The organism is Micromonospora saelicesensis (assembly GCF_900091575.1).
GTDB lineage: Bacteria > Actinomycetota > Actinomycetes > Mycobacteriales > Micromonosporaceae > Micromonospora > Micromonospora saelicesensis.
Genome location: NZ_FMCR01000003.1, coordinates 866742 through 888386, shown reverse-complemented (window position 1 = coordinate 888386; position 21645 = coordinate 866742). Strand labels below are relative to the sequence as shown.

General features: G+C 73.6%; 20 protein-coding genes. 10 read left to right on the top strand and 10 right to left on the bottom strand.

Annotated features, from left to right (window positions below; translation table 11 throughout):
- Positions 1-12 precede the first annotated feature (12 nt).
- The 4 genes from GA0070561_RS34545 to GA0070561_RS17045 all read left to right on the top strand — a co-directional run bounded on the left by GA0070561_RS34545 (position 13) and on the right by GA0070561_RS17045 (position 3516).
- Complete coding sequence (locus GA0070561_RS34545) at positions 13-138, top strand: hypothetical protein (protein ID WP_255750123.1); 126 nt, start codon at positions 13-15, stop codon at positions 136-138.
- A gap of 100 nt (positions 139-238) precedes the next feature.
- Positions 239-1189, top strand: a complete 951-nt coding sequence (locus tag GA0070561_RS17055; protein WP_091401693.1) for a TIGR03557 family F420-dependent LLM class oxidoreductase — start codon at positions 239-241, stop codon at positions 1187-1189.
- A 103-nt stretch (positions 1190-1292) separates the two neighbouring features.
- Entirely contained in the window at positions 1293-2924 is a 1632-nt protein-coding gene (locus GA0070561_RS17050) for a RecQ family ATP-dependent DNA helicase (protein WP_091401691.1), read from the top strand.
- 88 nt (positions 2925-3012) lie between these two features.
- The gene (locus GA0070561_RS17045) at positions 3013-3516 is read left to right on the top strand and encodes a hypothetical protein (protein ID WP_091401689.1); all 504 of its coding nucleotides are present in this window, start codon (positions 3013-3015) and stop codon (positions 3514-3516) included.
- Here GA0070561_RS17045 and GA0070561_RS17040 read toward each other — a convergent pair.
- On the bottom strand, positions 3506-5095 hold the full coding sequence (locus GA0070561_RS17040) for an MFS transporter (RefSeq protein ID WP_091401688.1): 1590 nt from the start codon (positions 5093-5095) through the stop codon (positions 3506-3508). The two genes, GA0070561_RS17045 and GA0070561_RS17040, sit on opposite strands and share 11 nt — an antisense overlap.
- Before the next feature lie 82 nt (positions 5096-5177).
- On the opposite strand from GA0070561_RS17040, the gene GA0070561_RS17035 reads away from it, so the two are divergent.
- Together GA0070561_RS17035 and GA0070561_RS17030 are read left to right on the top strand one after the other, a co-directional pair.
- Positions 5178-5939 carry a TetR/AcrR family transcriptional regulator gene (locus GA0070561_RS17035; protein ID WP_091401687.1) on the top strand — a complete coding sequence of 254 codons (762 nt, stop codon included), beginning with the start codon at positions 5178-5180 and terminating at the stop codon, positions 5937-5939.
- Between the two features lie 9 nt (positions 5940-5948).
- Positions 5949-6983: a helix-turn-helix domain-containing protein gene (locus GA0070561_RS17030; protein ID WP_091401685.1), complete on the top strand. Its 1035-nt coding sequence runs from the start codon at positions 5949-5951 to the stop codon at positions 6981-6983.
- 155 nt (positions 6984-7138) lie between these two features.
- On the opposite strand, the gene GA0070561_RS17025 is transcribed toward GA0070561_RS17030, so the two are convergent.
- From GA0070561_RS17025 to GA0070561_RS16990, 8 genes are read right to left on the bottom strand one after another with little or no spacing between them, the layout of a single operon-like run.
- Positions 7139-8122, bottom strand: a complete 984-nt coding sequence (locus GA0070561_RS17025; RefSeq protein WP_091401683.1) for a DNA topoisomerase IB — start codon at positions 8120-8122, stop codon at positions 7139-7141.
- Positions 8106-9059 carry a glycosyltransferase family 9 protein gene (locus tag GA0070561_RS17020; RefSeq protein WP_091401682.1) on the bottom strand — a complete coding sequence of 318 codons (954 nt, stop codon included), beginning with the start codon at positions 9057-9059 and terminating at the stop codon, positions 8106-8108. The genes GA0070561_RS17025 and GA0070561_RS17020 overlap by 17 nt, the downstream gene beginning before the upstream one ends.
- The gene (locus GA0070561_RS17015) at positions 9056-9757 is read right to left on the bottom strand and encodes an SDR family oxidoreductase (RefSeq protein ID WP_091401680.1); all 702 of its coding nucleotides are present in this window, start codon (positions 9755-9757) and stop codon (positions 9056-9058) included. The genes GA0070561_RS17020 and GA0070561_RS17015 overlap by 4 nt, the downstream gene beginning before the upstream one ends.
- On the bottom strand, positions 9754-11214 hold the full coding sequence (locus tag GA0070561_RS17010; protein WP_091401678.1) for a PfkB family carbohydrate kinase: 1461 nt from the start codon (positions 11212-11214) through the stop codon (positions 9754-9756). Before GA0070561_RS17010 ends, GA0070561_RS17015 begins: the two co-directional genes overlap by 4 nt.
- 40 nt (positions 11215-11254) lie before the next feature.
- Positions 11255-11968: a D-sedoheptulose-7-phosphate isomerase gene (locus GA0070561_RS17005; protein ID WP_373861546.1), complete on the bottom strand. Its 714-nt coding sequence runs from the start codon at positions 11966-11968 to the stop codon at positions 11255-11257.
- Positions 11968-13185, bottom strand: coding sequence for a glycosyltransferase (locus GA0070561_RS17000; RefSeq protein WP_091401677.1), 1218 nt, complete (start codon positions 13183-13185; stop codon positions 11968-11970). Before GA0070561_RS17000 ends, GA0070561_RS17005 begins: the two co-directional genes overlap by 1 nt.
- Positions 13170-14144 (bottom strand): glycosyltransferase, encoded by a 975-nt coding sequence (locus tag GA0070561_RS16995; protein WP_091401675.1) that lies wholly within the window; start codon positions 14142-14144, stop codon positions 13170-13172. The genes GA0070561_RS17000 and GA0070561_RS16995 overlap by 16 nt, the downstream gene beginning before the upstream one ends.
- Positions 14141-15814 (bottom strand): HAD-IIIA family hydrolase, encoded by a 1674-nt coding sequence (locus GA0070561_RS16990; protein ID WP_091401673.1) that lies wholly within the window; start codon positions 15812-15814, stop codon positions 14141-14143. Before GA0070561_RS16990 ends, GA0070561_RS16995 begins: the two co-directional genes overlap by 4 nt.
- Before the next feature lie 156 nt (positions 15815-15970).
- Between GA0070561_RS16990 and GA0070561_RS16985 the strand changes: the two genes are divergently transcribed.
- The 3 genes from GA0070561_RS16985 (at position 15971) to GA0070561_RS16975 (ending at position 18333) form a co-directional block, all read left to right on the top strand.
- Positions 15971-16417: an SRPBCC family protein gene (locus GA0070561_RS16985; protein WP_091401671.1), complete on the top strand. Its 447-nt coding sequence runs from the start codon at positions 15971-15973 to the stop codon at positions 16415-16417.
- Entirely contained in the window at positions 16414-17415 is a 1002-nt protein-coding gene (locus tag GA0070561_RS16980) for an SDR family oxidoreductase (RefSeq protein WP_091401669.1), read from the top strand. The genes GA0070561_RS16985 and GA0070561_RS16980 overlap by 4 nt, the downstream gene beginning before the upstream one ends.
- A gap of 150 nt (positions 17416-17565) precedes the next feature.
- Complete coding sequence (locus GA0070561_RS16975; RefSeq protein ID WP_091402208.1) at positions 17566-18333, top strand: polyprenol monophosphomannose synthase; 768 nt, start codon at positions 17566-17568, stop codon at positions 18331-18333.
- Positions 18334-18472: 139 nt separating this feature from the next.
- Here GA0070561_RS16975 and GA0070561_RS16970 read toward each other — a convergent pair whose 3' ends face one another.
- Complete coding sequence (locus GA0070561_RS16970) at positions 18473-20080, bottom strand: phytoene desaturase family protein (RefSeq protein WP_091401668.1); 1608 nt, start codon at positions 20078-20080, stop codon at positions 18473-18475.
- A 72-nt stretch (positions 20081-20152) separates the two neighbouring features.
- Between GA0070561_RS16970 and GA0070561_RS16965 the strand changes: the two genes are divergently transcribed.
- On the top strand, positions 20153-21586 hold the full coding sequence (locus tag GA0070561_RS16965; RefSeq protein ID WP_091401666.1) for an aldehyde dehydrogenase family protein: 1434 nt from the start codon (positions 20153-20155) through the stop codon (positions 21584-21586).
- Positions 21587-21645: the final 59 nt, after the last annotated feature.

Below are 21645 nucleotides of genomic sequence, written 5' to 3'. Positions count from 1 at the left end.
GAGAGTGCGGGGATGGATCCCGTCCTGCTGGCCGACGCCACGAGCCCGGCCGACATCCCCGGCGTACGCCTGCTCGGCCTGGTGGTCGGCGCCCTGCTGCTCCTCGCCGCGATCCGGGCGATGTTCGGTCGGCGCTGAGCGACCCGTACCGATCCGGGCCCGACGGACCGGGTGTGGTCGACCGCGACCGGGGTACGGCTCTCCCCATCAGCAGGTCCGCGTGCCGAAGGGGTAAGCCATGAAGATCGGATATTTCCTGTCCAGTGAGGAGTTCACGCCAGCCGAGTTGCTGGAGCAGGCGCGCGGTGCCGAACGGGCCGGCTTCGAGGCGCTGTGGATCTCCGACCACTACCACCCGTGGGTGGACGCACAGGGCCAGAGCCCGTTCGTCTGGTCGATGATCGGCGCGCTCAGCCAGGTCTGTTCGCTGCCGGTGACCACGGCGGTGACCTGCCCGACAGTGCGGATCCACCCGGCCGTGATCGCGCAGGCGGCGGCGACCAGCGCCGTGCTGCACGGCGGGCGGTTCGTGCTCGGCGTCGGCACCGGCGAGGCGCTCAACGAACACATCTTCGGCGACGCCTGGCCGCAGGCCGACGTCCGGCTGGAGATGCTGGAGGAGGCCGTCGAGGTGCTGCGCGCGCTGTGGGCCGGCGGCTTCGTCAACCACCACGGCAAGCACTACACAGTGGAGCAGGCCCGGATCTACACGCTGCCCGACACGCCCCCGCCGATCTACGTCTCCGGCTTCGGGCCGAAGTCCATCGACCTGGCCGCGCGGATCGGTGACGGCTACGTGAGCACCATGCCCGACGGCGAGATGGTCCGGCGCTTCCGCGAGAACGGCGGCGGCGACAAGCCGTGCCAGGCCGGCTTCAAGGCGGCGTACGCGGACAGCGAGGACGAGGGTATGCGCATCGCGTACGAGCGCTGGCCGAACGCGGGGGTGCCCGGTGAGCTGTCCCAGGTGCTGCCCTCGCCGCGGCACTTCGAGCAGGCCGCCGAGTTGGTCAAGCCGGAGATGCTGAAGGAGGCGTTCGTCTGCGGCAACAGCGCCGACGCGCACCTGGAGATGATCGACAAGTACGCCAAGGCCGGCTTCGACGAGGTGTACGTGGCCAACACCGGCCCGCACTACCAGGGTCTGTTCGACCTCTACCAGCGCGAGGTCCTGCCCCGGCTGCGCTGAGTCGCGGATCGGCGAGCCGGCCGTCGAGGGCATGGCAGGTGCCCTGCCTGTGATCGTCCGAACGCGTTTCGGCGGTCATGGGCTCGGGTACCTCCGGCCCTCGATGAAACTGTCCACGCACTCGATGACGTTGCGCCGCGCGGCCCGCAGCCTTTTCGGCTGGAAGGCGCTACGGCCCAACCAACTGGCCGCCATGCGCGCCGTGATGAAGCGGCGAGACGCCCTGGTGGTGTTGCCCACCGGAGCCGGCAAGTCGGCGATCTACCAGATCCCGGCCAGCCTGATCCCCGGCCCCACCGTGGTGATCTCGCCACTGCTGGCCCTCCAGCAGGACCAGATCGCCTCCCTCAACGAGCGGCAACGCCCGGAGCTGCGGGCGGTGCGGATCAGCTCGAACGAGTCGCCCACCCAGCAGGCCGAGGCGATCGCCGAGATCCGCGAGGGCCGGGCGGAGTTCCTCTTCATCACACCGGAACAGCTCAGCAACCCGGACCGGATGGCCGAGGTCGCCGCGCTGAAGCCGGCCCTGGTGGCGATCGACGAGGCGCACTGCATCTCGGCGTGGGGGCACGACTTCCGCCCCGACTACCTGGCGCTCGGGCACCTCATCGACGGCATCGGCCGGCCGCCGGTGGTCGCGCTGACCGCCACCGCCTCCCCTCCGGTACGCGACGACATCATCGCCCGGCTGCGGCTGCGCGACCCGGAGGTGGTGGTCTCCGGGCTGGACCGGCCGAACCTGTTCGTCGAGGTGGCGCACTGCCCCACCGAGGACTACCGGTGGCGGCGACTCATCGCGCTGCTGAGCGACGACGAGCGGCCCGGGATCATCTACGTGCCCACCCGCCGTGCCGCCGAGGAGCTGGCCACCCGGTTGACCGACGCCGGCTACCCGGCGCAGTTCTACCACGGTGGGATGGCGGCCGGCGCACGCCACGAACTGCACGAGGCGTTCCTCGCCGACCAGGTGCCGATCATGGTGGCGACCTCGGCGTTCGGCATGGGCATCGACAAGCCCAACATCGCCTGGGTGGTGCACATGGCGCTGCCCGACTCGCCGGACAGCTACTTCCAGGAGATCGGTCGGGCCGGCCGCGACGGGCAACCGGCCCGGGTGCTGCTGCTCTGGCAGGCCGAGGACGTGGGCCTGCAACGGTTCTTCAGCGGTGGCCTGCCCGACGTCGACGAGCTGCGCGACCTGGCCGCGCTGCTGCGCAAGAAGCCGGCCACCAAGACCGAACTGCGCGAGACCACCGGCCTCGGGCCGCGCAAGCTGGGCCAGTACATCTCCCTGTTGGAGCAGGTGGGGGCGGCCGAGCCACGCGCCCGGCAGCGCATCGGCGCACCCCGTTACTCGCCCACCCCGACCGACGCCGCCGCGGCGGCGCTGGCCGAGGCGGAGCGCCAGCAGACCGTGACCCGGTCCCGCACCGACATGATGCGGGCCTTCGCCGAGACCACCGCCTGCCGGGGGCAGACCCTGCTGGCCTACTTCGGCGAGCAGATGACGCAGGTCTGCGGCCACTGCGACAACTGCCACAACGGCACCAGCGTGGCCGACCAGGGTGCGGTCGGGCCGTTCCCGGTGCACAGCCAGGTGCGGCACCCGGAGTGGGGCTCCGGCATGGTGCTCTCCTACGAGGAGGACAAGATGACGGTCCTCTTCGAGGAGGTCGGGTACAAGACGTTGTCGGTGCGCGTGGTGTCCGAACAGGGCCTGCTGACCCTGGACTAGCCTGACCCGGGTGCCGCTTTCGGGCCCGGTGGATCGAACAAGCAGAGCACCGATTGACCAAGCAGAGCAGGGCGGAAGGGGCATTGCCGTGATCGAGCAGCCGGCGTACACCGGTTTCGGTTTCTCCGACGGGGAGTGGGGGTTGCTGGTCGGCCTGCCGCAGTCGGTGCTGACCGCGGCGAGCGCCGCCGAGTCCGACGGCACCCGCCGGACCATGGCGGAGAACGCGGCCGGGCTGGAGACCATCGCCGCCGGCCGGGAGTCGGCCAGCCCGCTGGTCGCCGCCGTGGCCGGCGAGATCGTCACCCGGGTCGGTGACCCGGACACCGGCGAGGAGTTGCCGGTCATCGCGCCCTCCGACCCCGGGGCGTACATCGACGACGTGCTGCTGCGGGCCGGCGAGGCCGGCGCGTTGCTGGCGGCGCGGGTCGACGAGGGTGAGGCCGGCGCGTACAAGCACTGGCTCGTGAAGATCGCCGAGCAGGTGGTGGGTGCCGCGTCCAGCGGTGGGCTGCTGGGCATCGGCGGCGAGTCGGTCAGCGACTCCGAGCGGCGTTTCCGCGACCGGCTCGCGCACGTGCTCATCGACTGACCGACGACAGCGACGTGTCGGCCGGACCGGTCGGCTCGACGGCCAGCGCCGTGGAGTCGGCCGGTCGGACGCCGCGCAGCGCGACCAGCGCGGTGACCGCGCCCAGCAGCATCACCGCCATGGCGGCGTACGCGGCCAGGTGCAGTCCGTCGGTGAACGCGACCCCGGCGGCGTGCCGCACCACGTCGGCCAGCTCCGCCGGCAGCCCCTCGGCGACCGCGAGCGCACCGCCAAGGGTCTCCTGGGCCGCGGCGGTGGTGTCGTCGGGCAGCCCGGCCGGCAGGCCGTCGACGATCTCGCGGCGGTAGACCGCCGCGCCCACGCTGCCCAGGATCGCCATTCCCAGCGCGCCGCCCAGCTCGCTGCTGGACTCGGTCAGCGCCGACGCGACACCGGCCTGCTCGGGCGGCGCCGCGCCGAGGACCAGCTCAGTGACGAGGGACATCACCATCACCAGGCCGCCCGCGTAGACACTGGCGCCGACGAGCAGCAGCCACAGCGGCGTCTCCGGGGTGACCCGGGTCAACACCACGAAGCCGACCACGGCGATGCCGAACCCCGCACCGATCAGGTACGCCCGTTCGACGCGCTGGGCCAGGGCGGCGGCGGCCGGCGCGACTCCGCCCACGGCGAGGGACGGCACGAGGCTCCACAGCGCCGCCCGCAGCGGGCTCAGGCCGAGCACCAGTTGAAGGTGCTGGGTGGTGAAGATGGCGAAGCCGACGATGGCGAACATCGCCAGCAGGTTGACAGCGAGCGACCCGGCGAAGCCGCGACGGCGGAACAGCGCGAGGTCGACCATCGGGTACGCCCGGGTCCGCTGCCGGTGCAGGAAGAGCGCCCCCACCAGCAGACCGCCGACGATGGCGAGGACCCGCACCGGGCTGAGGCCGTCGCGGGCCATCTCCTTGATGCCGTAGATCACCGGCAGCAGCGCGCCGAGCGACAGTGCCGCGCTGATCAGGTCGAACCGCCCGGTCGCCGGGTTGCGGAACTCGGGCACCAGGAGCGGCACGAGCAGGAGCAGCATCAGCATCGCCGGGATGTTGATCAGGAAGATCGAGCCCCACCAGAAGTGCTCCAGCAGGATGCCACTGAGCACCGGGCCAATCGCGATGCCACCGGTGAGGGTGGCGGTCCAGATGCCGATGGCGGTCCCGCGCTGCTTGGCGTCGTGGAACATGTTGCGCACCAGGGCGAGCGTCGAGGGCATCAGGGTGGCCCCACCGACGCCGAGCACGGCACGCGCGGCGATCAGCGTCGCGGTGCTGTCGGCGTACGCGGCCAGCAGCGACGCCGCACCGAACGCGGTGGCGCCGATCAACAGGAGTCGGCGTCGGCCGATCCGGTCACCCAGAGCGCCCATGGTGATGAGCAGCCCGGCCAGCACGAAGCCGTAGATGTCGAAGATCCAGAGCTGTTCAGTGGCGGTGGGACGCAACTCCGCGCTGATGAACGGGACGGCGAAGTAGAGCACCGACACGTCCATCGAGACCAGGAGCAGCGGCAGCATCAGCACCGTGAGCCCGATCCACTCCCGCCGGCCCGCTCGCGGTGCCGGTGTGGTGGTGATCGTCATGATCAGTTCCCCTTCTGCGTAGGGCGTACGCTGTTATGCGTAGACCATACGCAGAACTAGGATGACGGGGCAAGGAGGAAATGTGGCGGCGAAGACAGACGACAGCGGGCCCGTGCTCCCGGCGTCCATCGAGAGCGCGTGGGGGCTGCGGGAGCGGCCACCCAAGGGCCCCCGGCCGGGAATGAGCGTGCCCGCCATCGTGGACGCCGCCGTACGCGTGGCCGACGCCGACGGCCTCGCGGCCGTCTCGATGAGCCGGGTGGCCAAGGAGTTGGGCGCCGCGACCATGGCCCTCTACCGGTACGTCGGCTCGAAGGACGAGCTGCTGATGCTCATGGTGGACACCGGGTACGGCCCATCCCCCGGCCCACCCGCCCCGGAGGACGACTGGCGCGCCGGCCTCACCCGGTGGGCCTGGGCCGAGCACGAGGTGCTGCGGCAGCGGTCCTGGCTGCTGCACGTGCCGATCAGCGGCCCACCGATCACCCCTCAGCAGCTCGGCTGGATGGAGGACGGGCTGCGCTGCCTCGACGGCACCACGCTCGGCGAGGGCGAGAAGATGTCGGTGCTCCTGCTGATCACGGGGTACGTCCGCAACGAGGCCACCCTCACCTCGCAGATCGCCGAGGGCAGCCGGGCCGCCGGCGTCGACCCCAGCGAGATGATGCCGGCGTACGGTCGGCTGGTGGCCCGGCTCATCGACCCGGCCCGCTTCCCCGCGCTGCACCGGGTGCTGAGCGCCGGTGTGCTCTACCAGGACGACGACCCCGACGACGAGTTCGTCTTCGGCCTGGACCGGATCCTCGACGGCGTCGAGGCGCTGATCCAACGCCGGGCGGGCTGAGGGAGCCCCATGCTGCCGAGAGACATCATCGACACCACCGTCCTGCCACCGGGCGAACGGTTCGGCATGTGGCTGGACCTGGTCGCACGCACCTCGGTGCCGCTGCGCATCCAGTCCGCGCACACCGACGACTTCGCCGCCCGCGCCAATTTCATCGCGCTCGGCCCGATCCAGCTGGTGCAGTACGAATACCCGTCCCTGGACGCCACCCGGACCCCGAAGCTGGTCCGTCAGTCCGACCCGGAGCTGTACATCCTCGCCCTCACCACCGGCGGCATCGGCACGTCCAGCCAGGACGGTCGCCGCAGCGAGATCCTGGCCGGCGAGTTCACCTTCTACGACGGGTCCCGGCCGCACGACGTCTGCCACCACGCCACCGAGCCGGACCGGGACCAGGCCACCTCGATCGTCACGATGATCCCGCACGCCGCCCTGCCCCTACCGCCGCAGCGGATGGCCACGCTCTACGGCGGCCGGATGTCCGGCAGCGAGGGGATCGGGGCGCTGCTGGCGCAGTTCCTGCTCCAGGTGACCGGGCACCCCGAGCAGTACCATGCCGCCGATGCCAGCCGGCTCGGCGCGGTGGGGCTCGACCTGGCCACCACCATGCTCGGCCGGCACCTCGTCGCCGAGGACGCCGTGCCCACCGAGATCCGCCGCCGGGCGCTGCTCACCCAGGTGCAGTCGTACATCCACCGTCACCTCGGCGAGGCGACACTCGGCCCGCAGGTCGTCGCCGACGCCCACCACATCTCGGTGCGGTCCCTGCACCGGTTGTTCGAGGCCGAGGACGCCACTGTGGCGTCGTACATCCGGGATCTGCGACTGGCCCGGTGCCGGCGCGACCTGACCGACCCGGCGCTGCGCAAGCAGCCCGTGCAGACCGTGGCGGCGCGGTGGGGTTTCTCCGACAAGGCCCACTTCAGCCGAGCGTTCCGGGCCGCGTACGGCACCACACCGCAGGAACACCGCGACAGTGGTTCGGATCTGGCGCGGATCGTCAACCGCCAGGCGTCCACGGTCAACTCGCTGCCGGCAGACTGACACCAACGCGGCCGGCCATCACCTGGTGGGCCGCCAACGGGGGCCGTGGCGAGGCGCCCGCCGCGCGAGCGGCGGGCGGCCGCCCGGTGGTATCCCGCTGACGCCCGAGGCTCCGGCTCCGTCGCGCTTCCCCCCAGAACCGCCGACGGGGCCGGTCAGGCCCCCTCCAGCAGCTTCAGGACGACCTGCTCCGCCTCCTCGCGAGGCGCCTGCGGATCCACCGACGCCACCACCCCGTCGTGGTAGAGGTCGACCACCCGAGGGTCCACGTAGGACGCGCGAGCCACCGTCGGCGTGTTGCCCAGCAGCTCCGCCACCTCACGCATCACGGCGACCACCGCCTTCCGCCGGGCGGTCACCGAGCGGGCCGGGCCGACGGTGGCCAACTCGGTGGCCGCGAGCACCGTGGCGTGCCAGGTGCGGAAGTCCTTCGCTGTCATCTCGCCACCGCTGGCGTCGCGCAGGTAGCCGTTGACCTCGTCGCTGCGCACGTCGCGCCACTCCCGGCCGTCCCAGTAGCCGAACAGCCGCTCCGCCCGTCGCCGACGACGGCGCAGATTCACCAGCACCTGGCACAGCTCCGGGTCCTCGATCCGGCGTACCTGCTCGATGCCTCCCTTCGCGGGAAACACGAACACCACGCAGCCGCGCCGGGACCGGGCATGCTCGGGGCGCAGGGTGGCCACCCCGTACGTCGGGTCGTCGCCGTTCGCGTACTGGTCGCTGCCGACCCGGAACATCCCCATGTCCAGCAGCCGGGTCACAGTCGCCAGCACCCGGTCCCGGCCGAGTCCACGGCCGTCCAGGTCGCGCCCCACCCGCTCGCGCAGCGCCGGCAGCCGCCGGGCCACCTCCAGCATGTGGTCGAACTTCGCCTCGTCCTGCTTCTCCCGCCACTGCTGGTGGTAGATGTACTGCTTGCGTCCGGCCGCGTCGATCCCGATCGCCTGGATGTGCCCGTTCGGGTGCGGAGCGATCCACACGTCCTGCCAGGCCGGCGGGATGACCAACTCCCGCAGTCGCGCCAGGACATCCGGATCCCGCACCGGAGCCCCGGACGGGTCGACGAAGAGCCAACCCCGTCCGCGCCGACGCCGTCCGTACCCCGGTCGACCCGGGTCGCTACGCCGCAACCGCACCGGAGACCCGCACCACCCTCTCCACCTCGGCCACGGCGGCCAGCACCTCGTCAAGGCGCAGAGCCGCCATCGTCGGGTGGCTTCCTACCCCATCCCACCTGGGCCAATCCGCCTCGCCGGCCCAGAGCACCCGGTGCCGTGGCCGGTCCGGTGGAGGCCCCCAGTGCGCCGGTGGCACCGGCCCGAAGAGGACGACCGACGGGGTGCCGTACCCGGTGGCCAGGTGGGCGACCCCGGTGTCCCCGCTGACCACCAGCCGGGCGTCGGCCACCAGCGCGGCGAGCGCGCCGAGGTCGGTCCGGCCGGCCAGCACGGCGTCCGAGCCCAGGCCCGCAGCCTCGGCCACCCGGGCCACCAACGCCCGTTCGTCGGCCGAGCCGGTGAGCAGCACCCGGTGCCCCTGGTCGGTCAGTGCCCGGGCCAGCGCGGCGAACCGCTCGGCTGGCCACCGCTTGGCCGGGATCTTGCTACCCGGATGCAGCACTGTGACACCGCTGGGCAGCCCCGCCGCCCCGGGCCGACGCAGGCTGAGGTCGGCGCGGTCGGCCGGGATGTCGTACCAGGACAGCAGCCGGCACCACCGGTCCACCTCGTGCTCGTCGACGGCCCAGCGCGGGCCGTCGGTGCAGCCGGCGTCCGGGCTGGCGAAGGCGAGCAGCCGACCGGGCCGGGTGGCCGCGAGCAGCCGGTGCGACTGCGGGCCGCGCCCGTGCAGGTTGACCGCGACCCGCGGGGCCGACCCCACCCGGAGAGGGCGGTCCAGCCCGGCAGTGTCCACCAGCCGGTCGACGCCACCGACCAGGTCGACCAGCGGGGCCAGCCAGCCGGGCGCGGCGAGCGCCAGCTCCCGCGACGGGTACGCGGCCCGCAGCGCCCGCAGCGCGGGCACCGCGGTCACCAGATCGCCGACGCCGAGGGCGCGCAGCACGAGGATCACGGGTACGAGCTCTCCTGCTCGGCGCAGACCACCATCTCGCGCACCGCGCAACCGGGCGGCTGGTTGAGCGCGAACATGATCGCGGCGGCGGTGTCGGCGGGCTCGTTGAGGTTCGCGTCCGGCCCCGGCTTGTACTGCGGGTCACGTTCGTCGAAGAACGCGGTGCGCATCCCACCCGGAATGAGCAGGGTGACGCCGACCTGACCGGCCAGCTCGGCGGCGAGGGCTCGGGTGAACCCCACCACGCCGAACTTCGCCGCGCAGTACGCGGTGGCGTCGCTGACCGCCTTGACGCCCAGGGTGGAGGCGACGGTGACGATGCGGCCCCGGGAGGTCAGCAGGAACGGCAGCGCGGCCCGGATCACCGCCGCGGTGGCCAGCAGGTCGACGGCGATGATCCGGTCCCAGGTCTCCCCCGGCAGGTCGGCGAGTCGGCCCGGCACGTCCGTGCCGGCGGCGGTCACCACCGCGTCCAGGCCACCGGCCTGCTCGGCGAGGTGCTGGGTGGCCACCTCGGCGGCTCGCGTGTCGGCCAGGTCGCATTCGGTCCAGGACACCCCGTCGACCGGCGGTTGCCGGTCCAGCACGAGCGGTCGGCCACCGGAGGCGGTCACCGCGGCGACCACCGCGGCGCCGAGGCCACTGGCGCCGCCGGTTACCAGGACGGTGGGCCCGGCACCGGGTCGCGTGGCGGTCATCGGGTCCGCTCCGCGAGCGTGCGGACGATCAGGTCGGTGGTGGAACGACCGTCCAGATAGGGCACCACCACGGTGTTCCCACCCCAGCGGCGCAGGACCTCCGCCTCCGGCAGGGTGACGCTCGCGTCCCCACCGCCGGTGGCGTAGTCGCCGCCCTTGACCCACACGTCGGGGCGTACCCAGGACAGCGCCGTCTCCGGGGTCGGCTCGTCGAAGATGAGGACCGCGTCGACGCAGCTCAGGGCGGCCAGCAGTCGGCTGCGGTCAGCCTCGGACTGCACCGGTCGATCCGGCCCCTTCAACCCGGCCACGCTGGCGTCGGAGTTCAGGCAGACGATCAGGCAGTCGCCGAGTTGCCGGGCCGCCTCCAGGGTGGCCACGTGCCCGGCGTGCAGCAGGTCGAAGCAACCGCCGGTCGCCACCACCGTGCCACCCGCGGCGCGTACCTCACCCAGGAGCGTGGCGACAGCGGCGACTCCCACCCGGTCGGCCACCGCACCACCTCGTGGTGCCGGCTGGAGGGCTCGCGGCCCCGGCGCACTCCTGGCCCGCACCGTAGGCGCCGACGGAGGCAGCACCGTGGCCACTCCCCCACCGGCCACGTACGCGGACGCCTCGGCGACCGCCACCTGCACCGCCTCGGAGACCAGCGCGCCCTGCGCCAGTGCGAGGCTGGCCGCCGCCGCGAACCGGTCGCCGGCACCGCAGGTGTCCCCCTCGGCGCTACCTGGCGTCGGCACCACCAGCGGCGTCGACCCGGCGTGGCAGAGCAGTGCGCCGTCACCGCCCAGCGTCACCGCGACCGCGCCGGCCCGCCAGCGTCGCCGTAGCCCCTGGGCGCCGCGGGACGCGGTGGCCAGTCGGGAGGCACCGGGCAGCGCGGGGACCAGCTCGCGCACCTCGGACTCGTTCGGGGTGGCCAGGTGCACGCCGGGCACGGCCGCCGGTCCGCGCGGATGCGGGTCCCACACCACCGGCGCGCGGGTGGCGGCCAACGCCTCGCGCAGCGCGGGCTGCCGGGCCACCCCCCGGCCGTAGTCGCTGACCAGCACCGCCGACGCCGCGGCGATCACCCGGAGCACCTCGTCGGAGGGTTGACCCGGCTCCCCGGACGCGCCGCCCCGGTCGTGGCGCAGCAGCACCCGCCCCCGGGCCCGCAGCCGGATCTTCTCGGGCGTCGCGCCGGAGAGGGCCAGTGGGTACACCTGCACGCCGGCGGCGGCCAGCAGAGCGCTCAGCCGGGCCCCGCCGGCGTCGTCGGCGAGCGCGGTCACCAGCACCACCTCGGCGCCCTGCGCGGCGGCGAACACCGCCGCCAGACCGGCGCCCCCCGGTCGGTCGGTGGCCGCGGTCTCGTCGAGCACCGGCACCGGGGAATCCGGGCAGAGCCGGTTCACCACACCTTCCACATCCCGGTCGAGCAGGGTGTCCCCGAGCACCACCACCGGTCCCCTCACGCTTGCCTCCTCATCCTCACGCGTCGACCTGCTGTCCGGCTCACGCGTCGACCTGCTGTCCGGGCCCGCCGTCGAGCACCACCTCGACCCCGGTGCGTACCGGCGCGGCAGGCAGCCGACCGGCCGGGGCGGGCTCCCCGGGCACCGGGTGGACGACCGCCGGATCGGCGGCTGCCGCCAGCGCGGCGGGCAACTCCTGTTCGAGGTACTCGCAGAGCAGATGACTGGTCACCAGGTGCAGCTCCTGGACGACCTGGGTGTCCGGGGACGCGACGGCCAGCACGTCGTCGCAGGCGTCGGCGAGCGGATTGGGCGCGGCGCCGGTGAGCGCCCAGGTGGTCACCCCGACGTCGCGGGCCGCCTGCGCGGCGGCGACCAGGTTGGGGCTGGTTCCGCTGGTGCTCAGCAACAGCAGGACGTCGCCCGGGCGGCCGTGGGCGCGCACCTGGCGGGCGTACACGTCGGTGTAGCCGTAGTCGTTGGCGATGGCGGTGAGCGCGCTCGTCTCCGCGTGCAGCGCGATCGCGGACAGCGGCTGCCGGTCGTCGTGCAGCTTGCCGACCAGCTCGGCGGTGAGGTGCTGGGCTTCGGCGGCGCTGCCGCCGTTGCCGGCCACCAGCAGCCGACCCCCGGCGGCTAGCCGGTGGGCCAGGTCCGCGCCCCAGCGCGCCAGCTGTCGCTCACACCGTCGGTACGGCACCAGCGCCGCCGCGAGATTCGTCAGGTGGGTGTCGAGCAGGCTACCCGTCGGCATCAGGCCACCACCCGGGTCGGCCGGCGCACGGCGGCCACCTCGCTGTAGACCTCGACCAGCCGCTCGGCGGTGGCCGCCCACGAGTACCGCTCCCGGGCCCGCTCACGCGCCGCCGTCGCGTACGCGAAACGCCTGATCCGGTCGTCGAGCAACCCCTGGATCGCGGCGGCCAGCGCGTGCGGGTCCCGGGCCGGCACGAGGTCACCGGTCGTCCCGTCGACCACGGTGTCCCGGATGCCGCCGACGGCCGTGCCGACGACCGGCACCCCGCAGGCCATCGCCTCCAGCGGGGTCAACCCGAACGGCTCGTACCAGGGCGCCGCGACCAGCAGGTCCGCCGAGCGGTACCAACGGCCCATCTCCTCCCGGGGCACCGCGCCGACCAGGTGCACCCGATCGGCCACCCCGCACGACTCCGCGAGGGCCCGCAGCCGGCGGGCGTACGGGTCGGTCTCCAACAGCCCCTCGGGCGGACCGCCGACGACCACGCACTCGGCGTCCGGGACCAGCGCCATCGCGCGGATCACGGTCTGGAAGCCCTTGCGCTCGACCAGCCGACCCACGGTGAGGATGCGGGCCCGTCCCGGTTCCCGGTCGGCGGCCGGTCCGAGCGGGGCGAAGGTGGCGAGGTTGACCCCGGAGGGCACCACTGTCATCCGGGACCGGGGCACACCCATCCGGACCAGTTCGCCCACCTCGTCGCGGCACTGCGCGACGATCCGGTCCACCGAGCGACCCAGCTCCCGCTCGTAGGAGACCCGACGGGCCGGGCTGGTGTCCTGCACACCCTGGTAGCGGCGCTTCACAGTGCCCAGCGCGTGGTACGTCTGCACCACCGGCACCCCGGTCTGCCGGCCGGCGGTCAGCCCGGCCAGGCCGCTCATCCAGAAGTGCGCGTGGATCACCTCGGGCACCCAGTCGCCGCCGCGCCACCGCTCGATCAGCCAGTTGCTGAAGTCCCGCATGTGCGGCAGCAGCGCGTCCTTGGCCACCGGCTCGGCCGGGCCGGCCGGCACGTGCACCACGTCGTACCCGTCCGGGCTGCGGACGGTCACCGGCAGGTCGGGCGCGTCGCGGCGGGTGTAGACCCGCACCTCGTGCCCTGCGGCGGCGAGCGCGGCGGACAGCTCCGCGACGTGCGTGTTCTGGCCGCCGGCATCCTCCCCTCCGAGGACGGCGAGCGGGCTGGCGTGCTCCGAGATCATCGCGATCCGCATACTTCCTCCTCCAGCAGCCGGTCCCAGTCAGCGAGGAAACGGTCGAGGCCGTACCTGTCGCGCGCGGCGGTTCGCGCCGCCGCTCCGGCCTGCCGCGCGGTAGCCGGTTCGGCGATGAACCGGCGGGCGGCGTCGAGCAGGGTGTCGGTCCGGGTGGCGAGCGCCCCCGCCTCCGGGGGCACCGCCATCACCGCCTCGGTGGTGGCGAGCGCGACGACCGGCATGCCGATCGCCATCGCCTCGATGAGGCTGAGCCCGAGGGAGGTCCACCGGCACAGATGCAGGTACGCCCGCCGCCGGGCCAGTTCGGTGTGCATCCGCTCCTGGGGCACGTCGTCGTGGCTGGTCAGCCGGTCGGCGGGCAGCCCGAGGTGGTCGGCCAGGCCGGCGACGCCCATGCCGAACACGTCCAGCGGCGCGATCTCGGCGAACTGGGGTAGCAGGTCGGTGCCGGTGACCCGACCTCGCCGTACCGGCTCGTTGATCACCACGGCGAGCCGGTCCAGCTCGCCGGTGTAGGACGCGGAGGGGGCGACGATGCCGTGGTCGACCACTGTGGTGCGGGTGGCGCCGGTGTCCCAGAAGATCTGGTTGAACCCGGTGACGTGGGCGATGAGCAGGTCGTCGCGGTCGGCCATCGGGTGGCGGGTGTTCGGCACGTCGCCCTTGGGGGTGTTGTGCTCGACGTAGATCGCGGGAAGGTCGCGGCCGGGGCGGCGACGAAGCCACTGCTCGGCCCGGTCGATCTCCTCGGGGCGTTGCAGGATGACCAGGTCGACGTCCGCGCTCGGCAGCTCCTCCGGGCTGACCTCGACCGCGCTGTCCGGCCACGGGTAGGTGCGGGCCCGGCCGAGGCCGTACGGGCCGCGGTCGGGTGTGGTGGGAATCAGGTAGCGATGGCTGCCGTGCACGAACGACGTGGTCCAGGAGCCGTGCACGTGCCAGAGCAGGATGTTCATCGGCCGCCACCACCGCTGACGGCGAGGGTCCGGAGCGCGTTGACCACGTCTCCCGGGTCGACTCCGCTGAGGCAGGGGTGCCCGGGGACCGGGCACCTGGCCGCCCGGGTGTCCCGGCAGGGAGCGGCGGCGTCGCCGAGCCGGACGGTCGGCACCCGGTAGGGCCCCCACTGGCCGAACGGAACGGTCGGCGCGAAGAGACTCACCACCGGCACACCGGCGGCGGCCGCCAGGTGCGCGGGCCCGGTGTTGCCGACCACTACCGCGCTGGCGTCCGCGACGATCGCAGCCAGCCCGGCCAGGTCGGTGCGACCGCCCAGGTCGGTGCCGCCGGCCGCGGCGACCCGGGCGGTGACCGCGCGCTCGTCCGGGCCGCCGGTGACCAGCACCCGGTGCCCGGCGTCGGCCAGCGCCCCGACGATCCGGGTGGCCACCTCGGGCGGGCAGGCCCGGCTCGACGCGGCCGACCCGGGGTGCAGCACCACGTACCCCGGATCGCCGACGTCGGCCGGGCGCGGCGGCACGGCGTCCCGGCGCAGCCGCAGGACCGGTTCGTCGCCGTCGGGCAGCCGGTGGCCGGCCGCGGCGGCCAGGGAGAGGGCACGTTCGGGTTCGGGGACGCCCACCGGCACCCGGTGCCGGATGTCCAGCAGGGAGCCCGGATAGTCGTCGCTGATCGCCGCGATCCGGTTGATTCCCGCCATCCGCAACAGCAGTGCCAGCGGCAGGGCGGACTGGTGGAACGAGGTGAACACCACCGCCTGGTCCGCGCCGACCGCGCCCAGCCGCGTGGACAGGCTCCGCATGGCCTCCGGGTCGACCGGCCCCGGCGCGGGGTCGATCCATGGCAGCGGATGCTCGATGATCTCGTCGACGCCGGGCAACAGGTTGGCGGCGGCCCGACCGCGCGGCCCGCACAGCAGCACCACCCGCTCCGCTCCGGCCGCGACGGCGCGGATCGCCGGGCCGGTGACCAGCACGTCACCGGCCGAATCCGAGCGGACCACGAGCGCCGTCCGTACCGGTTCGGTGGGCGGGGTCGAGGGCTGCACGGCCTGTTGGCGGCGCAGGATCTCCGCCACCGCCGCCGGCAGATCGGTGGCCACCCACCCGGCGGCGGCGACCTCCTCCGGCCGGGTCACCGGGGTGGGCACCAGCACCCCCGCGGCCCCGGCGGCCATGGCGGCGCCGACGTCCCGGCCGATGTCGCCGACGAGTACGCAGCGGGACGGTGTCGTGCCCAGCTCTCGGGCGGCGGCGTACACCAGGCCCGGCGCCGGTTTGCGGCAGTCACAGCCGTCGGCGTCGTCGTGCGGGCAGACCAGCCACGCGTCGAACCGGCCCAGCAGCTCCTCGACGCGGGCGTGCACGGCCCACATCTGCTCACCGGTGAAGTAACCCCGGGCCAGGCCCGACTGGTTCGTGACGACCGCCAGCCGCAGCCCGGCCGCGCGCAGCCGGTCCAGCGCCGCCCGCGCGCCCGGCACCGGCCGCACCTTCTCCGGGTCGCCGTTGTACGGCACGTCCTCGATCAGGGTGCCGTCGCGGTCCAGCAGCACCGCGTCGTAGAGCACCGCTCGGGGGCTTGCGACAGACCCGGCGGCGCGGTCAGCAGCGGCGTACACCTGGGCTGACCTGCGCTGATACGGATCCTCCTGGTCCTGTCGCACAGCCGGCGGGTTCCCTGCGCCCCGAGGAGTAAACGTCGTCGTCGAGGGGGTGGGCCGGCGCCGCCAGCGATGCCCCGGGTCGGCCTTACCCGCCGTCGGAGAGAAGCTAACCCGGTCAGCTGTTAGCCCGTGCCGTGCTCCGGGTATGGGATCCCGGTGGCGATTGTGGAGAAAGTAATCGACGCTTCCCCGCAGCAGGTGTTCGACGTGCTCGCGGACGGATGGACGTACAGCGACTGGGTGGTGGGCACCGCACACGTGCGGGACGTGGACGACGCCTGGCCCCGGGTGGGCAGCCAACTGCACCACCGGGCCGGTCCGTGGCCGTTCTCGTTGCAGGACGCGTCGACGGTGCTGGTCTGCGAACCGCCGCACCGGCTCGTGCTCAAGGCCGGGCTCTGGCCGGCGGGCGAGGCGATCGTGGCCTTCACCCTGCAACCGGTGGGCGACGGCGCCACCCGGGTGCGTATCGGGGAGGACTTCGCCGCCGGCCCGCTGCGCTGGGTCCACAACAAGGTCAACGATCTGGTGCTGCACCGGCGTAACCGGGAGACGCTGGCCCGCCTCTCCGACATCGCCACCCGACAGAAGGGGCCCTCGTGACCCGGACCGTGGTGGTGACCGGCGCGAGTGCCGGCGTGGGCCGGGCCGTGGCCCACGCGTACGCGGCGCGCGGCGCCCGGCTGGCGCTGCTGGCTCGGGGCGAGGCGGGTCTGGTCGCCGCCGAGCGGGAGTGCCGACTGCGCGGCGCGACCGACGTGCGGGTGTACCGGGTCGACGTGGCCGACGCGGGCGCGGTGCAGCAGGCCGCCGACGACGTGGTGCACCGCTGGGGCGGCATCGACGTGTGGGTCAACAACGCGATGGCGTCGGTGTTCGCGCCGGCCTGGGAGATTCCGGCGCGCGAGTTCCGTCGGGTCACCGAGGTCACCTACCTGGGCACTGTGCACGGCACCCTCGCCGCGCTGCGGCACATGCGGGCGCACGGGCAGGGCACGATCGTGCAGGTGGGCTCGGCCTTGGCCTACCGGGGGATCCCGCTGCAGTCGGCGTACTGCGCGAGCAAGCACGCCGTCCAGGGGTTCAACGACTCGCTGCGCGCCGAACTGCTGCACGACTGCCCGGGGGTGAAGTTGTCAATGGTGCAGCTGCCCGCGGTCAACACGCCGCAGTTCTCCTGGGTCCGCACCCGGCTGCCCCGGCATCCGCAGCCGGTGCCGCCGATCTTCACTCCGGAGCTGGCCGCCCGGGCCATCGTCTGGGCCGCCGACCGCGGCACCAGGGAGCTGAACGTGGGTGGCCCGACCTGGCAGGCACGGGTGGGCGACGCACTGTTCCCCGGCCTGCTGGACCGCAAGCTCGCCCGCGACGGCTACGACAGCCAGCAGACCGGTGAGAAGATCGATCCGGCGACCTGGCGGGACAATCTGGATCACCCCGGCGATGCGGACACGGACCGGGGCACGGCGGGTGTGTTCCGCGAACAGGCGCGTGACCGTTCGGCGGCGCTCTGGGTCGGCACGCACAAACCGGCGCTCTCCGGTGTCGCGCTCGCCGTCGCGGCGCTCGCCCTCAGCGCTGTCGCTCGCCGTCGTCGCTGACCAGGCGCAAGCCTCTGACCAGGGCTTCCACGCCCGCGCGCGGTGGGTGGCGAGGGTCCGCAACGCCCGGAAGGGGTGCCTCCCTCGGACCGAATGCGGGAACTAGATACCCTTTCCATGACCCTTGTCCGCAAACCGAGGATGACCGACATGATCAAGCCGGTGCAGTTGCCGACGCCGTGGCGGGACGCACGCCTGACCGTCGTGGTGCCCACGTACAACGAGGCGGGCAACCTCCCGGCGCTGGTCGAGCGGCTGCTCGCGCTGCCGCTGCCGGGGCTGCGCATCCTCGTCGCCGACGACAACTCCCCCGACGGCACCGGCGAGGTGGCCGATAAGCTGGCCATCGAGCACCCCGACCGGATCGAGGTCGTGCACCGCGCCGGCAAGGAGGGCCTCGGTCGGGCGTACGTGGACGGGATGACCCGGGCGATCGAGGGCGGCGCCGAGTACGTGGCGCAGATGGACGCCGACCTCTCGCACCCGCCCGAGGCGCTGCCGGGGATGCTCGGCGCGCTGCTCTCCACCCAGGCCAGCGTGGTGATCGGTTCCCGGTACGTGCCCGGCGGCGAGCTGGACGAGAACTGGCCGCTCTACCGCCGGGCGCTCAGTGGCTGGGCCAACCTCTACGTGCACACCCTGCTGCGGGTACGCATCCGGGACCTCACCGCCGGCTTCAAGATCTGGCAGGCCGAAGCCCTGCGCGACATCGACCTGGAGCGGGTGCAGTCCAACGGCTACAGCTTCCAGGTGGAGATGCACTACCTCGCCACCAAGCTGGGGCACACCATCCTGGAGGTGCCGATCCGCTTCGAGGAGCGGCGCGACGGCGTCTCCAAGATGACCACCGCGACCAAGGTGGAAAGCGCGCTCATGCCCTTCCGCCTCCGCAGCAAACACCGCAACATCACCCGCTGACAACGCCCTCCCCCTCCCCCGGCCTCGCCTGGGTGATCAAGAGGTTTGCGTCAGATCCGCCGACGCTGGCGACGCAAACCTCTTGATCACCGGAAGCCGAGGTGGGGTGGAGGGTGGGTGGGGTGGGGTGGGGCGGGGGTTAGTCGGGGTAGATGGCGCGGTGGGCGGTGGAGATGGCTGCGGCGTAGGCGCGGCCCGTCAGCGCGCGGTCGCGGGCCAGCGCGGCGCGGGCCGCGTTCGCGCCCGGTGCGCCGTGCACACCGCCGCCGGGGTGCGCCGACGCGCTGGCCAGGAAGAGCCGGTCCACCGGGGTGTCCGCGCGGCCCAGGCCGGGGATCGGTCGCAGGAACAGCTGCTGGTACGCGGCGGCGGTTCCGCCGCCGAGCGCGCCACCGACCAGGCTCGGATTGCCCTTCTCCAGGTCGGCCGGCCCGGCCACGTGGCGGCCCACGATCAGGCGCCGGAAACCCGGGGCCGCCGCCTCCAGCACGTCCTCCATCCGCTGCACGTGCCCGGCGACCTCCTCGGCCCGCCAGTTCCGCCGGAACGGCAGATGGGTGTACGACCAGAGCGACTCGGTGCCGGGCGGGGAGTGGCTCGGGTCCGCCACCGACATCTGCCCGGCCAGCAGGAACGGGTCGCGGGGCAGCTCGCCACGGGCCAACTCGCTGGCGTAGTGGGTGAGCCCGTTCAGGTCCGCGCCGAGGTGCACGGTGCCGGCGCCGGCCAGCTGCCGGTTCGTCCAGGGCACCGGCGCGGAGAGCGCCCAGTCCACCTTCAGCGTGGAGCCGTCCCACCGGAAGTGCGCCAGGTCCTCCACCAGCCGGGACGGCAGTGCCGCCGCGCCGACCAGGTCGAGGTAGAGCGCCGGCGCCGGCACGTCGGCGAGCACGGCCCGCCGGGCCCGCCACAGCGCGCCACCGACGGTCCGGACCCCCATCGCCCGACCCCGGGCGGTGAGCACCCGATCGGCCCGGGCACCGTAGATGATCGTCCCGCCGAGCCCCTGTAGCCGATCCACCAGCGCGTTGGTGATCTGCTGCGCGCCGCCGTCGGGCACCGGCCAACCGACCTGCTGGCCGAGCATGGCCAGCAGCCAGCCGTACACCCCGGAGCCGGCCTCCTCCGGGGAGAGGTCGGTGTGCAGGGCACAGCCGGCCAGCAGGGCCGGCCCGCCGGGACCGTCGAAGAGTTCGTCGCCAAGTTTGCGGACCGGTACGACGAGCCGGCGCGCGAGTCGCAGCGCGCCGGCGACGCGCAACCGACGCAGGAGGCCCAGCCCGCCGCGTACCGGCGGGAACGGCGAGGTGATCGCCTCCAGCATCGGCTCGGCCACGTCGAGCCAGTCGGTGTACGCGTTGAGCCAGCGCTTACCGTCCCCGGGCGCGAACTGCTCCAGCGACGCCGCCGTGACGTCCGGGTCCCGGTTGATCACCGCGGCTCGACCGTCCGGCAGCAGGTGCGCCAGCACGTCCGGCGAGTGCCGCCAGGACAGCCCGTGTCGACCCAGGTCCAGGCCGCCCAGCACCGGTGAGGCGTACCCGAGGGGGTAGAACGAGCTGTAGAGGTCGCTGAGGTAGCCGGGCGCGGTGACCTCGGCGGAGCGGACCGCGCCGCCGGGCACCGCGGTCGCCTCCAGCACCACCACGTCCCAGCCGGCGTCGGCCAGCAGGTTGGCCGCCACCAGGCCGTTGTGCCCGGCGCCGACGATGACGGCGTCCGCGCTCTGCGCGGTGGTGGTTGTCATCGGATCCGCCTACCCGGCGCGCAACCGGGCGAAACGCGTTTGCCTCGTCGGGGCCGGGGCATCCAACGCCACATGTACACGGTTGCGCAGCTGGTGGGCGGGGTGTGGGGTGCGGGCGGCGACGGCGGCGAACTGGTCGTGCGTGATCCGGCGGACGACGCGCCGGTGAGCACGGTGCCGGTGGCCACGGCCGACGAGGTGGGCAAGGCGACCCAGGCGGCCCGCAACGCGGCGTCCCAGTGGGCGGCGACCGCCCCGGCGGAACGGGCGGCCGCGCTGCACCGGGCCGCGGACGCGGTGGAGGCGGTCATCGAGGAGTTGGCGGCGGCGGTCACCGCGGAGATGGGCAAGCCGTTGGCGGACGCCCGCGGCGGCGTCGAGGCGGGGATCGGCACCCTGCGACAGTATGCGGAACTGGCACCGCTGCGCGGCGGGCGCACGCTGAACGGCGAAACCGAGGCGCTGGACTTCCTGACCCCGCAGCCGCGCGGGGTGGTCGCGGCGATCACCCCCTGGAACGACCCGGTGGCGGTCTCCTGTGGACTGCTCGGCGCGGCCCTGGTGACCGGGAACGTGGTGCTCTACAAGCCGAGCGAACGGACACCGGCGACGGGTTGGCTGCTGGCCCGAGCACTGGACCAGGCCTTGCCGGCAGGGGTGTTGTCACTGCTCACCGGCGGCCCGGAGGTGGGTGCGGCACTGGCGGCGCAGGACGTCGACGTGGTGGCCCACGTGGGTTCCACCGCGACCGGTCGGGCGATCGCCGCCGCCGCGGCCCGCACCGGCGCCAAGGTGCTCCTGGAGAACGGCGGCAGTGACCCGTTGATCGTGGACGCGGGCGTCGACCCGGAGTGGGCAGCGGAGCAGGCCGCACTCGGCGCGTTCGCCAACGCCGGGCAGATCTGCGTGGCGGTCGAGCGGCTCTACGTGCACCGGGAGGTGGCCGACGACTTCGTGGCCGCGCTGGTACGACGCGCCGCAGCGCTGCGGGTCGGGCCGGGCCGGGATCCGGGCACCGAGCTGGGCCCGCTGGTCGACCGGCGGCACCGGGACCACGTGCACGGGCAGGTGGCGGCCGCGGTGGCGGACGGCGCACGGGTGCAGGTGGGCGGCGAGGTGCCGGACGGGCCGGGGGCGTTCTACCCGGCCACCGTCGTCACCGACTGCCGCCACGACATGCCGCTGGTTCGGGAGGAGACCTTCGGGCCGGTCGCCCCGGTGGTGGTCGTCGACTCGTTCGACGAGGCGCTGCGCTGCGCGGCGGACTCACCGTACGGGCTGGCCGCCACGGTGTTGACCCCGTCGATGAGTCACGCGCAGCGGGCGTGGCGGGAGCTGCCCGTGGGCACGGTCAAGGTCAACGCGGTGTTCGGGGGTGCGCCGGGAGGTGCCGCGCATCCGCGCCGCGCCAGCGGGCAGGGCTTCGGGTACGGCCCGGAGCTGCTGGACGAGTTCACCGCCACGAAGGCGGTGCACATCGAGGCGCCGGGCGGCGGGCACTGGTGAACGGTGCGGGCGGACGCAGGGGTGGCGCGTCCGCCCGTACCGCGTCGGTTGTGCTCCGG